A 12,384-nucleotide genomic window follows, 5' to 3' on the forward strand; every position below is an offset into this window, starting at 1 on the left:
GCCTTGACCAGCCGGGCCCGTACTCCCCCGCCCCGCTGCCCCGGCATCGGCAGATGCCCGACGAGCAGCACGATCGCGCAGGCCAGCAGGGTCTCCGCGATCCGGCTCCAGGAGGCCTGGGGGTCCCCGCCCACCATCACCAGGGCGAGTACCAGCACGGTGACGACGCCGGTCTGTGCGGCGAAGTGCCGTGTGGAGACGGGAATCAGCGCACCGCAGACGGCGACGAGCGCCACGAGCCCCTCCGGCCGCGGCAGCACGGCGGCGAACCCCGCGAAGAGAACCGCCCCCAGCACGGTCCCCGCCGCCCGGCACAGCACACGCGAGGCGAGCGGCCCGAGGTCGGGCTTGACCAGGAACACGGCCGTGGCCGGGAGCCAGTACCAGTGCTCGTGGTGCAGGGCCTGCGCCACGGCCGAACTGGCCCCGAAGCACAGGGCGACCCGGATCCCGTACTCGCGCCCACCGGAACCGAGCGCCCCGCGCACGAGCGACCTGACGGTACGGCGGCGCCGCCGGTGGAGGCGCTTGTCGGGCGCTTCCTCCTCGTGGTCGAACGCCTCGGCGGCCTGCAACAGGGCGTCGTCGAGGGCACGCAGCGCGGGCGCGGACCGGGCGGGCGCGGGCAGCGGGCCCGTGTGCCGGTTGGCCCGTACGGCGGCGGCGAGGCGCCGTGGCCCCTCCGCGGCCCGCCCGGGCACGGCGTCTCCCGCCCAGGCGAGCGCGGTGGCCGCCTCGGCGAGCGGCAGCGCGGCGGCGTACTGGGCGTGCAGCCGCCGTTCGGTCGAGGAACTCGCGTACCGCCGCAGCCGGGGCCCGGCGAGCGCGTCCTGCGCGTGGTCGAGGGCGGCGGTGAGGGCGGCCCTCCGGGCGGTGGCGTTCGCCGTACCCGTGGCGTCGAGCAGGGCGGCGATCGCGTCGTACACCTTGGCGACGGCGTCCCGCTCCCCGTCGAACCGGAAGTCCAGCCAGAACGCCGGCCGCGCGTCCCCGGCGACCACCGCGGGTGTGGGCAGCAGCAGCCGCAGCGCGAGCAGCCAGGCGGCCCCGCCGGCGAAGGCGAGCGCCCGTTCCCCTCCGCTCTCGGGCAGCGGCATCCCGGCCCCGATGGCCGCGGCGACCAGCAACTGCGTCCCGGCCCCGGACGCCACGGGCCCGATGGCGCTGACGCTCCCGGCGAGGAGCCCGAGCAGGGTGAGCACGAGAACGAGCGCCGGGGCGGGTACCCGCTCCCCGGCATACGTCCCGACGAGCAGCCCCGCGGCTCCGGCGAGCGCCGGCACCCCGAGCCGCTTGACCGAGGCTCTGCGGCTCCCCGGCCGGTCGTTGATCCCGGCGAGCATGGCACCGAGTGCTGCCAGGACTCCCACGGAGGCCCGGTCGAGGAGGACGGCCACGAGCAGCAGCGGCCCGGCGGCCAGCGCGCCCCTGGTCACCGCGGACCAGGGCACGGGCGCCCTTTGCGCACGCAGAGCATGGGCAAGCCAGGGCGGCACGGCAAGCACGGGGCGGGACACGGTTCAGGCTCCTGTCAGGACGAGGGCGGGGGTGTGCCTTCGGGCGACGTCGGCCGGGCGGTGTTCGGTGTTCTCCACGGTATGTCCCGTACCCGTGGAGACCGGAGGGTTCGTGTTACCGCGATGTGACGATGCCTGCAAACGGCATGTTCTTTATGAACGCAAGGCGGAACCACACCACTTCCAGTGAGCTGCACCACTGCACGGCCTCGGGAGGCCGGAGCCGGTGCTGTGTCAGGCCCTGGTCCCTCGGTCAGTGGTCGCGGCTGCCGTCGCCCTCTCGAGCGCCCTCTCGAAGAGCGCTTCGGCTCCGGTGACGGCGGCTTCCAGTGAGGCGGGTGAGGCGGGGTCACCGCTCGTCGCCGTGAGGATGCCCGTGACGATGTTGTCGGTCTCGCGCAGCCCCGCCCGCTCCAGCAGCCGCTTCTCGTTCGTCACCCACTCCCCGCGTGCCGCGAGGACCGCGTGGCTCGTCTGTGCGGCGGCCGTGGCGAGGGCGCCGGCCACCTCCGTGAGGCGGCCCTTCGGGGCGTGGTTGGCCTTGGCGTACGCGAGGGTCGCGCGGGCGGTGCCGTACCAGCGCTCGGCGGCGGAGGTGCGGAGCTTCTCCGGGTACGCGGCCGGGCGGGGCAGCTCGCCGCGCAGTACGCGGTTGACCGCCAGCTCGGCGACCAGCAGGTAGCTGGGGATCCCGGCGAGGTGGAACAGGAGGGGCTCCACGCGGAAGCGGCCGTCCTCGGCCTCGGAGAGTTCGTGTTCGACCACGTCGAGGTCGCGGTAGTGGACGTCGACGCGTCGGCCCTCGATGGACAGCCAGGCACCGCCGTTGAAGAGTCCGCCGCCCCAGCCGCCGATCTCGGAGACCTCACCCTCCCAGCCGACGGCCCGGAGATCGGCCGGGGCGAAGGGGCCTCGGTAGTAGATCGCCAGGTCCCAGTCGCTGTCCGGACCGTGGGTGCCCTGCGCCCGCGAGCCACCGAGGGCGACGGCCCGGACGGTGGGGAGGGCGGCGAGACGGTCGGCGACGCCGTCGAGGAAGCCCTCGTCGCCGCCGTCCTCGCGCGGGGGTCGGTCACTTCTGCTCATCGCCGGGCCTCCCCGATGGTCGGGTCACACACCGTGGGGGCGTGGATGACCGTGCCGTGCTGTACGCCTGGTGGTGGTGCGGACCGTGCGGCTGCCCGGTCCCGCGCCTGGGTCCACCCGCCGGTCACCGTCTGGCGCACGAGGGCCGCCGCCCCCGCCGCCGGAGCGGTCGACTCCGCGTCCACCCAGCCCCCTTCACGCCGGGTGACCGATGGGCCACCGTCCCGGATCCCCACCGTATCCCTGGGTTCGTCGCGCACAAGTGGATAAAGGCGCGCCCTCGGCCGCTGGCCCCGCTGAGACACACGAAGGGCCCTCGGCAAGCACTCGCCTGCCGAGGGCTCTTCCGTTGTCACGCCTCCGCGAACTCGACGAACGCGGTCCAGGCGGAGCACTCCACGGTCAGCCCGGGACGGCTCGTGTCCTTGGAGTCACGGACGTGAACCCAGCCGGGGCGGACGGCGACCTCGACGCACTGGCCTCCGTCGCCAGCGCTGTAACTGCTCTTGAACCATGCCAGGTCGCCGGTGTCCGGCCTGGCCTTTTCCCCGCTCATCTCTCTCCCAGCAACTTTTCGATCAACGCGAGCGATTCCGTCGGAGTGAGGGCCTGCGCGCGAAGCATCCCGTATGTGCGCTCAAGCTCTCGTACCTTGCGAAGCTCTGTGTGGACGCGGCTGTCGCCCTGCACCTCCGTGTACGCGATCCTGCGCCCATCCTTGGTTTCCATCAAGGTGAACGGGCCAGCCAGTCCCGCATGTTCCTGGCGGGACAGCGGCATCACCTGAATCACCACGTTGCGCTTCTCCGCGATCAGCATGAGGTGCTCCAACTGTCCTCGCCAGACAGCCTCCCCACCAAGCGGTCGGAGCAGGACAGCCTCCTCGATGACGAAGCTCAGGTGCGGTGCGGGGACCCGGTTGAAGATCTCCTGCCGTGCCAGCCGCGCGGCCACGCGCTGCTCGATGACCGCCTCGTCCAGCAGTGGCTGCCACATGGCGAACACCGCTCGTGCGTAGTCCTCTGTCTGCAACAGGCCGTTGACCAGCTGAGCGTCGTACAAGTGAATCTCAACCGCCTCGGCCTCCAACTTCGCCGCATCCCGAAAGAACGCCGGATACTGAGCCTTCGCCACCTCCTCCTTGCTCGCGCACAACACCCCACCCGCACCCAGCACTTCATCGGCTCTGTCGATGAACTTCGGCGGCGGAATACGTCTCGCCTGCTCGAACGACGCGATCGTCGACGCCGAGTACCCGGCCGACGCCCCGAACTCCGCCCGGTCCAGCCCCGCCCGCTCCCGGAACAGCTTCAACTGCCGCCCGAACACATGCAGGATGCCCGCCCCGAACTCGTACTCCGGCCGCTGAACCTCATCGTCCATCCCGCCGCTCCTCCCGTACCACCACAGCCCCAGTCCACAACAACCAGCCCACTGGCCCACGCCTCAACGCACGGCACCGACCCAGGGCACGCCCCGCACCGCGTACAAGCGCACCGCCACCGCGTACAGCCCGCGCCCGTCAGCACGTCGCACCTGTTCAACGCTACGCACAGCCACGACCGTTGACCGTATGAAGTCAGCAACTCCCCCACACGGGCATATGCCAGAGCGCTCCGAGCCCGTACACGAGTTCGCCATGCAGTTCACGTCCACCCCACGGGGCGCTCGACTCGCCCGGCGTCTCGTCTCCCACCGTCTGAACGACTGGGGCCACCCGTACGCGAGCCCCGTCAACGAGGCCCTCAGCCTCATCGCGGCCGAGCTCACCTCGAACGCCGTACGCCACGGTCACGTGCCCGGCCGGGACTTCCACGTCCAGCTCACCGTGGCCGGAGACGCCTGCCGCATCGAGGTGACCGACACCCGCGCGGAGAAGCAGCTCCCGACCGAACACCGGACCCTCTCCCCCGACTCCGCATCCGACTGCGACTCCGAGTTCGAGTCCGAGTCCGAGTCCGGCCGCGGCCTGCTCCTCGTCGAGGCGCTCGCCGACAAGTGGGGGGTCGCCCCCCGGCCGTCCGCCCCCGGCAAGACCGTATGGGCCGAGTTGCTGGCCAGACCGACGGACACCGACGCGACCGCCACCTCGGACCTGCTCGGATCTCGGACGGGTTGACGGTCTCCACCCCATCGCCGGGTCCTCGAAGTCGGTGGAACCGTTACGGGGTCGGCAGATCCGGCCCACTCCGGCCCGCTATACGGCGTGGTCACGGCCGTCCGAGCCGGCCCAAATACGCCAATCGCCCTCCTTGGCGACAGCGAGTCTCCACCTGGAGCCCACGCTCCTCGCCCTCGGCGTCCTCGCCGTCCGCGGACGCGTCAAACGCTGACCGCCCCGCCCGGCATCCGGAAACAGTTGAGCATGTGACCAAATGCGGCCTTGCTCACACCACTGGTCTCGGCAACTCTCGTGGGGCACCGCCTCCCCCACCCGATGACCGACCACCATCGGAGTCCCTCCATGCTGCGGGTGCACTTCACCGCCGATGACATCGCACGTGTCCGCGTCGCCTCCGCTCCCGACCCCCTCTGGGAGATCGCCAACAGCTTCCAGGCCCTGACCACCGAGGACTGGGGCCCGATGTTCGGTGAGTGGCGGCGTCTCGTCCGGCCCCGCCTGGGGCCGGACGACCGACTGCTCGCCGCGCTGCTGCCGCCCCGCGGCTACACGCCCGACTTCCTCACCCCCGACCTCGGCGGCACGACCGACCTGGAGTCCGCGGTCGACGTCGTACTCCGTACCCCGCGCACCGCGCTCCGCCGTGACCTCACCCTGCTCGCCGCCTCACCGCAGCGGCCCCGGCTGCCGCTGCCGACCCAGGCCCGTGCCCTGGCCGACGGGGCGCCCGAGGAGCTGCGCCGCCTCGGCGCGGCCCTGCACGGCTACCACCGGCGTGTGCTCGCCCCCTTCTGGGAGCACGTACGGGCCCAGGTCGACGCCGACCACGCGCTCCGCGCCCGCGGGGTGCTGGCGGCCGGCACCGACGGGCTGCTGGCCGGCTTCAGTCCCCTGCTGCGCTGGCGGCCGCCCGTGCTGGAGGCCGACTATCCCGTTGACCGCGAACTTCGGCTGGAGGGGCGGGGGTTGGTGCTGCAGCCGTCGTTCTTCTGTCACCGCAGACCCGTCATGCTCGCCCACCCCGCCTCCGACCGGCCCCCGGTCCTCGTCTACCCGGTCCAGCAGACAGTCGGCTGGGCGGGCGCGCCCCGCCTCCACACTCGCGACGCGGAACTCGGCGCGCTGCTCGGCCGGACCCGTGCCGCCATCCTGGCCGACGTCGTCACCGGCCGCACGACCGGTGAACTCGCCCAGCGCCTGGGCATCTCCGGAGCGGCGGCCAGCCAGCACACCGCCGTGCTGCGCCGGGCGGGGCTGCTGCTGAGCGTGCGCCGCAACAAGTACGTGCTGCACACCATCACGCCCGTCGGCTTCGCCCTCCTCAACGGCACCCCGGCTTCCGTTTAAGCCCTGACTTCAACCTGTGGTGCCGGGACCGGCTCCGGCAACAGCCTGGGGAACACGAACCACGTGTTCCTACAGGGGGTTTGAACAGCATGCGCGACAAACGACGTTCCCTTCTCGGTGCCCTCGGCGCCCTGGTGCTGGCACTGGTGGCCGTGTTCGCGGCCGGTCCGGCGCAGGCGGCCCAGACGCAGGACCGCGACCTGAACGGGATCAGCGGGGTCTTCACGCTGCCGGCGGCGCCGGAGGGCGTGTCGGCACGGTCGGCGGCCGCGGTCTCGCCCGGTATCTCTCCGGCAGCCCGCGAAGTCCGCTACCTGAACTCGAACGACACGCTCTACTGCACCAGCGGGAACCTCTGCAACGCTGTGTGGGACCCGACGAGGTCGCAGTGGAAGGTCTTCTTCCTCTACAACTGCGCCACGTACACGGTGTACAACTGGCTCGGCACCGGCGCGTACTACAACAACCAGACGGGCAACCCCACCTCGTACTACTACGGGCAGAACTGGGGAACCCTGTGGACCAGCACGCCTGACGGCGGAGCTCGCCACATCGTGAACTTCGACCCCGTCTACTACATCAAGAACTGCTGATCCCCATCACCACCCGCACACCGGCGGCTCGCACGCTCCACCTGTGCGAGCCGCCGTCGGCGTTCACGACGCGGATCCGCAGGAGCGTGCGGGTCGGCAGGAGTGCCGTGAGGCGGCTCGACGGGCGTCGAATACGGGTGGTCACCGCAGGCGGTGCGGAATTCGGATGCGGTGCGGTTCAAGGAGCCCGCATGATCGACAGGTTGCCCTTGCCCCTCCTCCGACCCCGGAGCCTCCATGATCCAGCGTGTCACCGTCCCCGGTCTCTTCCCGCCGCCCGTCTACTCGCACGCGTCCGTCGTCGAGGCGGAGACGAAGCTGGCGTTCCTGGCCGGTTCCGTCCCGCTCGACGCCGACGGGAAGCTCGTCGGTGAGGGGGATCCCGTACGGCAGGCCGCGCAGGTGCTCGCGAACCTCGGTGAGCAACTGCGCGCCGTCGGCAGCGACTTCGCACACGTCGTGTCGACCGACGTATACGTCGTGAGCGGCGAGACCGCTGTCCTCTCCGCCGTCTGGGACGTCGTGGAGGCCTCCGGCCTCAGCACCGGCCCGCACTCCTCGACCCTGCTCGGTGTCACCTGCCTCGGCTACACCGGCCAGCTCGTGGAGATCACGGCGACCGCGGTCGTCCCCGAGCCCTCACCCTGACGGAGGCCGACCCTGGCCCGATGGCCGGCCCTGGCCCGGCGGTCGGTCCTGGCCCGATGGCCGGCCCTGGCCCGGTGGTCGGCCCTGGCCCGGTGGTCGGCCCTGGCCCGGTGGTCGGCCCCAAGTCCTGCGCTTCGGCAAAGGCTCGGCGTAGCTCCCCACCCGGCTGGTCGTCAGCCCGAGCGTCACCAGTGACTCGGCGAGCTTGACGGCCGCGCCCACCCCGTCGACGACGGGCATCCCCAGCTTCTCCCCCACCGCCCGCTGCAGTCCGGTCATCCCCGCGCATCCGAGTACGAGGACCTCGGCGCCCGCGTCGCGTGCCCGTTCGGCGGCGGCCACGAAGGCCTCCTCCGTGCGCGCCACGTCTCCCAGGTCGAGCACGCCCAGTCCGGTGCCGACGACGGCGGAGCAGTTCCGCCCCACGCCGGCCGCCTCCAGGCTGTCCTCGATCTGCCCGCACGTCCGTTCCAGAGTGGTGACGACGCCGTACCGCCGCCCGAGCAGACACGCGAGATGGGCCGCGGCCTCGGTGATGTCGACGACGGGTACGTCCACGAGTTCCCGCGCGCCCTCGCGTCCGTGCTCGCCGAACCCGGCCATGACCACGGCGTCGTACGGCTCGTCGTACGTGCGCAGCGTGTCGAGGACGGCGGCGGCCGAGAGGTAGCTGTCCAGCCAGCCCTCCGCGGACTCGGGTCCCCACGCCGGGGTCAGTCCGGTCACGGTGGTGCCCGGGCCTGCGGCGGCCCGGGCACCTCGTACGATCTCCTCGGTCATCTCCTGCGTGGTGTTGCAGTTGGTGACGACGATCCGCACCCTCAGCCCTCCGCGGCCGCGGGCCCGGCAGCCGCCGGTTCGGCTGCCACCGGTTCGGCGGCGGCCCGCTCCGGGCGGCAGAGCAGGGCGTACAGTCCGGCGGCCAGGGCCGTACCGATGAACCAGGAGTACGGGGCGACGGGGCTGAAGTCCTTCACCAGCGCGAGCACGGCCGACACCGCCGCGGCGGGCAGGAACGCCCACAGGGCCTTGGGGTTGACGCCCTTGCGGTAGTAGTAGCGGGAGCCTGGCGTGGCGTTGAAGAGTTCGTCGACGTCGATACGGCCGCGCTTGACCCAGAAGTAGTCGAGCATGATCACGCCGAAAAGCGGGCCCAGGAAGGCGCCGAGGCCACCGAGGAAGTACTGGACGACCGTGGGGTTGGAGAAGAGGTTCCACGGGGTCACGACCAGCGCCGCGACCGTGCTGATCATGCCGCCCACCTTGAAGGTGATCTTCTGCGGCCAGACGTTGGCGAGGTCATACGCCGGTGAGACGAAGTTGGCGACGATGTTGACGCCCATGGTGGCGATGGCGAAGGTGAGGGCGGCCAGCACGAGCACCCAGGTGTTGCCGACCTTGGCGACGAGTTCCGCCGGGTCGGTGATGGCCTCGCCGAACACCTCCAGCGAGCCGGCCGTGACGATGACCGACACGACCACGAAGGCCGTGGAGTTGATGGGCAGGCCCCAGAAGTTGCCGCGCTTGACGGTCCGGTAGTCGGGCGCGAAGCGCGAGAAGTCGCAGAAGTTGAGCATCAGGGTGCCGTACGTGGCGAGGATGAGCCCGATCGCGCCGAACCACTGCCGCCACTGCTCGCCGGCGGAGACCGGGTGCGGGGTCGAGGTCAGCGAGATGGTCCAGCCGGCCTTGGCGAGGATCCACACGGCGAGCGCGATCATCACGACCCAGATGGCCGGACCGCAGAAGTCCTGGAACTTGCGCACCGACTCCATGCCCTGGCTGATGATCAGCGCCTGGATGAGCCAGAGCGAGACGAAGGAGACCCAGCCGAGCGCGTCCAGCCCCAGGAAGGAGCTGTGCGTCCAGGACTCCAGGCCCGGCCAGGCGGCCAGCAGCATCACGTTGACGGCGACGGACGCGAGGTAGGTCTGGATGCCGTACCACATGATGGCGATGACGGCCCTGATCAGGGCGGGGATGTTGGCACCCCAGACACCGAAGCTGATACGGCTGACGACGGGGAAGGGCACGCCGTGGCGCTGCCCGATCCTCCCCATCCAGTTCATCCCGATGTAGATGAGCACGAAGCCGACGAGCAGGGAGGTGAAGACCTGCCACACGTTCATACCGAGGACCAGCAGGCCCGCGGCGAACGTGTAGTTGCCCAGGTTGTGGACGTCGGACATCCACATGGCGAAGAGGTCGAAGACCTTCCAGTTGCGCTTGCCCGCGGGCGCGAGGTCTTCGTTGGTGAGCCGGGGATCGGGGACGAACGCGGCTGTGCCGGTGGCTTCGGCATGGTCGGCGAGGGACACGGGGCCTCCATGGAAGGGGGACGGTGGAGGACTATGGCAGAGCGGTTTGGTATACCAAACTGCCGTCATGGTCCCCCCGTCAACAGTTCCGACAGATGTCGCTGCCGTTAACCCTGCGTAAAACACCCCCGGAGTCGACGAGGATGGGCCCATGACGAAGATCGAACCCCTGGGCGCGGTACGTGAACGTGTCCTGGCGAACCTGCGGCAGGAGATCATCGCGGGCCGCCTCCGCCCCGGCGACCGGCTCGTCGAACGCGAGCTGGCCGACCGCTACGGGGTCTCCCGGGTCCCGGTCCGCGAGGCGATCCGCGCGCTGGTCGCCGAGGGGTTCGTCCAGTTCGAGACACCGCGCCGCACGGTCGTACGCCGGCTCACCCGCAACGACGTCAAGGAACTCTTCGAGTTGCGCGAGGCGCTGGAGGTCTACGCCGCCGGGCTCGCCGCGGCGCGCGCCACACCCGGGGACCTGGCCGAGGTCGAGGAACTCATCGAGCGCGCGGCCGCCGCGACCGAGGCCGGGGACGCGGAGTCGATCACCGACATCAACAGCCGTCTCCATGACCGCATCGTGGCGATGGCGGGCAACAGCCTGCTGATCGCCTCCCTGGAACCGGTCGCGGGCCGCCTGCGCTGGATGACCCGCCGAAACGAGGAATGGCCTCAGCTCCTCGTGGAACACCGCGAGTTGTACGAGGCGATCGCCTCCGGCGACCCGGACCGGGCCCGGGCACACGCGCTGGCCCATGTGCGGACGAACTACCGGTCGACGGTACGGCACCTCTTCGGCACGGAGCTCGACGACGACGGGGACGAGAGGGGCGGCAGGGCTGTGCTCACCGGTCCGGAACCGGAAGGAGAGCGGTGACCTCCCGCTTCGTGATCGGCGCCGCCCGGAACCGCCCGTGCACCCTCGTCGTCTGCCGCGGCTGCTGCTGCGGTGATCCCCGCAAGTACCCCGACCAGGACCACGAAGCACAGCTGGTCCGGCTGCGCGCGGCGGCCGCGGCCTCCGGCGGGCGCCTCGCGGTCCGTACGACGGACTGCCTCGGCCCGTGCGACCAGGCGAACATCGTCGTCGTCCAGCCCTCGGGCGAGGGACGCAGGCGCGGCGCCAAGGCGGTGTGGATCGGCTGGTCGATGGGCGACGACTGCACGGACGAGATACTGCGGTGGGCGGAGGCGGGCGGCCCGGGCATCGCCGCGCCCCCACCGACGCTGGAACTGCAGTTCGTGCCGTCGGCGGGCGAACGGCGCCGCTAGGGCCTGCGGAGTCGCTGGCGCCTGCCTTCAGGAGTCGCCAGGGCCTGCCTTCAGGAATCGGCCAGCGCCTGCCTTCAGGAATCGCCGGCGCCTGTCGTCAGGAGCGGCGCTTCGCGCAGGACCACTCCGGCCTCCGTGCTGCGGCTACCGCTCCCTGGTGGTCAGCCCCGCGGCCCCCGCCGCCGTCCGCAGGACATCCCGCAGCATCGCGGGGGTGAGCCGTCCCGTGAAGGTGTTGCGCTGGCTGACATGGAAGCAGCCGAAGAGGTCGAGCGGGCGCGGGCGTCCGTCCAGCGTGACCCGTCCGCCGTGCGCGAAGGCGGGTCGTGGCCGGGGCACGTCCCACCCGGCCCCGGCGAGCGCGGGCAGCACGGCCTGCCAGCCGAAGGCACCGAGCACGACGACGGCCCGCAGCGTCGGCCGCATCAACTCGAGCTCGCTGACCAGCCAGGGACGGCACGTGTCCCGCTCGCCGGGCGTCGGCTTGTTCTCGGGCGGGGCGCAGTGCACGGGCGAGGTGATCCGCACGCCGTACAGCTCCAGCCCGTCGTCGGCCCTCACCGCCGTCGCACGCGACGCCAGCCCCACGTCGTGCAGCGCCGCGTACAGCACGTCCCCCGAACGGTCCCCGGTGAACATCCGCCCGGTCCGGTTCGCCCCGTGCGCGGCGGGCGCGAGTCCCACGATCAGCAGGGACGCGTCGGCCGGGCCGAACCCGGGCACCGGCCGCCCCCAGTACGTCCACTCGGCGAAGGCGGCACGCTTCGTACGGGCCACCTCCTCCCGCCACTCCACCAGCCGCGGGCACGCCCGGCACCCGATGATCCGTGTGTCGAGCTCGGCGAGACCACTGTCCATGCCCCCACGGTACGGCCGCCGAACAGCGGACCGAGCGGGCGGACAGCCTGGACCGCGCGGCCAGAGCCCCGGCCGGACGGAAATCCCGCCGAGCGCCGCACCCGGTGGCGTTAAGGTCGGACACATGGCTTCTGAGGGTGCGGGCAAGAAGACCACCGGACCGGTCGGCACGGGCGCGGGACCGGGCCGCAAGGCCGACACGGACGACGGGTCCGGCGGCTCGGGCGGTCCCGGGTCCGGCGGCTCGGGTCCCGGGTCCGGCGGCTCGGGTCCCGGGTCCGGCGGTTCCGGGTCCGGTAGGCCCGGCGGGCAGGGTGCGCGCGGCTCGGCCGAGTCCGTGGCCGCCGCCGAGGCCGCTGGTCCGGCGAGCGGCGAGAGCGTGCGGATCGACAGCTGGATCTGGTCCGTCCGTCTGGTCAAGACCCGTTCGATGGGTGCCACCGCCTGCCGCGGCGGGCACGTCCACGTGAACGGCGAACGCGTCAAGCCCGCCTACTCGGTGCGCGTCGGCGACGAGGTGCGGCTGCGCCACGCCGGCCGCGAGCGAATCGTCATCGTGAAGCGGCTCATCCGCAAGCGGGTCGGCGCCCCCGTCGCGGTCGAGTGCTACGTGGACAACAGCCCCCCGCCCC

15 protein-coding genes are annotated in these 12,384 nt (G+C 71.7%); 7 read left to right on the forward strand and 8 right to left on the reverse strand.

Annotated features, from left to right (window positions below; genetic code table 11):
* The 5 genes from FNH04_RS29720 to FNH04_RS29740 form a co-directional block, all read right to left on the reverse strand.
* The coding region (locus tag FNH04_RS29720) for an FUSC family protein (protein ID WP_322724200.1) at positions 1-1,517 on the reverse strand (1,517 nt) is incomplete at its 3' end.
* Between the two features lie 234 nt (positions 1,518-1,751).
* Positions 1,752-2,603, reverse strand: a complete 852-nt coding sequence (locus FNH04_RS29725) for a nucleotidyltransferase domain-containing protein (RefSeq protein ID WP_152788870.1) — start codon at positions 2,601-2,603, stop codon at positions 1,752-1,754.
* Positions 2,600-2,788 (reverse strand): hypothetical protein, encoded by a 189-nt coding sequence (locus tag FNH04_RS29730; protein WP_152788871.1) that lies wholly within the window; start codon positions 2,786-2,788, stop codon positions 2,600-2,602. Before FNH04_RS29730 ends, FNH04_RS29725 begins: the two co-directional genes overlap by 4 nt.
* Before the next feature lie 167 nt (positions 2,789-2,955).
* Positions 2,956-3,159 (reverse strand): DUF397 domain-containing protein, encoded by a 204-nt coding sequence (locus FNH04_RS29735; RefSeq protein WP_152788872.1) that lies wholly within the window; start codon positions 3,157-3,159, stop codon positions 2,956-2,958.
* Positions 3,156-3,986, reverse strand: a complete 831-nt coding sequence (locus tag FNH04_RS29740; protein ID WP_152788873.1) for a helix-turn-helix domain-containing protein — start codon at positions 3,984-3,986, stop codon at positions 3,156-3,158. The genes FNH04_RS29735 and FNH04_RS29740 overlap by 4 nt, the downstream gene beginning before the upstream one ends.
* 220 nt (positions 3,987-4,206) lie before the next feature.
* Between FNH04_RS29740 and FNH04_RS29745 the strand changes: the two genes are divergently transcribed.
* The 4 genes from FNH04_RS29745 (at position 4,207) to FNH04_RS29760 (ending at position 7,313) form a co-directional block, all read left to right on the forward strand.
* Positions 4,207-4,722 carry an ATP-binding protein gene (locus FNH04_RS29745; protein WP_228031690.1) on the forward strand — a complete coding sequence of 172 codons (516 nt, stop codon included), beginning with the start codon at positions 4,207-4,209 and terminating at the stop codon, positions 4,720-4,722.
* A 345-nt stretch (positions 4,723-5,067) separates the two neighbouring features.
* Complete coding sequence (locus tag FNH04_RS29750; RefSeq protein ID WP_152788875.1) at positions 5,068-6,072, forward strand: helix-turn-helix domain-containing protein; 1,005 nt, start codon at positions 5,068-5,070, stop codon at positions 6,070-6,072.
* Between the two features lie 89 nt (positions 6,073-6,161).
* Positions 6,162-6,665 carry a hypothetical protein gene (locus tag FNH04_RS29755; RefSeq protein WP_152788876.1) on the forward strand — a complete coding sequence of 168 codons (504 nt, stop codon included), beginning with the start codon at positions 6,162-6,164 and terminating at the stop codon, positions 6,663-6,665.
* Between the two features lie 237 nt (positions 6,666-6,902).
* The gene (locus FNH04_RS29760; RefSeq protein ID WP_152788877.1) at positions 6,903-7,313 is read left to right on the forward strand and encodes a RidA family protein; all 411 of its coding nucleotides are present in this window, start codon (positions 6,903-6,905) and stop codon (positions 7,311-7,313) included.
* On the opposite strand, the gene FNH04_RS29765 is transcribed toward FNH04_RS29760, so the two are convergent.
* The gene (locus FNH04_RS29765; protein ID WP_322724203.1) at positions 7,305-8,132 is read right to left on the reverse strand and encodes an aspartate/glutamate racemase family protein; all 828 of its coding nucleotides are present in this window, start codon (positions 8,130-8,132) and stop codon (positions 7,305-7,307) included. The genes FNH04_RS29760 and FNH04_RS29765 overlap by 9 nt on opposite strands.
* A 2-nt stretch (positions 8,133-8,134) precedes the next feature.
* Positions 8,135-9,631 (reverse strand): NCS1 family nucleobase:cation symporter-1, encoded by a 1,497-nt coding sequence (locus FNH04_RS29770; protein ID WP_322724204.1) that lies wholly within the window; start codon positions 9,629-9,631, stop codon positions 8,135-8,137.
* A 151-nt stretch (positions 9,632-9,782) separates the two neighbouring features.
* Here FNH04_RS29770 and FNH04_RS29775 point away from each other — a divergent pair, with 151 nt between their 5' ends.
* On the forward strand, positions 9,783-10,499 hold the full coding sequence (locus tag FNH04_RS29775) for a GntR family transcriptional regulator (protein ID WP_152788878.1): 717 nt from the start codon (positions 9,783-9,785) through the stop codon (positions 10,497-10,499).
* Positions 10,496-10,894 carry a (2Fe-2S) ferredoxin domain-containing protein gene (locus tag FNH04_RS29780; protein ID WP_322724207.1) on the forward strand — a complete coding sequence of 133 codons (399 nt, stop codon included), beginning with the start codon at positions 10,496-10,498 and terminating at the stop codon, positions 10,892-10,894. Before FNH04_RS29775 ends, FNH04_RS29780 begins: the two co-directional genes overlap by 4 nt.
* Before the next feature lie 144 nt (positions 10,895-11,038).
* Here FNH04_RS29780 and FNH04_RS29785 read toward each other — a convergent pair whose 3' ends face one another.
* Positions 11,039-11,752, reverse strand: coding sequence for a uracil-DNA glycosylase (locus tag FNH04_RS29785; protein WP_152788879.1), 714 nt, complete (start codon positions 11,750-11,752; stop codon positions 11,039-11,041).
* 124 nt (positions 11,753-11,876) lie between these two features.
* Between FNH04_RS29785 and FNH04_RS48025 the strand changes: the two genes are divergently transcribed.
* Positions 11,877-12,384, forward strand: a 508-nt coding sequence (locus tag FNH04_RS48025; RefSeq protein ID WP_228031692.1) for an RNA-binding S4 domain-containing protein, incomplete at its 3' end; no start/stop codon positions are given.

The organism is Streptomyces phyllanthi (assembly GCF_009377205.1).
GTDB classification, from domain to species: Bacteria; Actinomycetota; Actinomycetes; order Streptomycetales; family Streptomycetaceae; genus Streptomyces; species Streptomyces phyllanthi.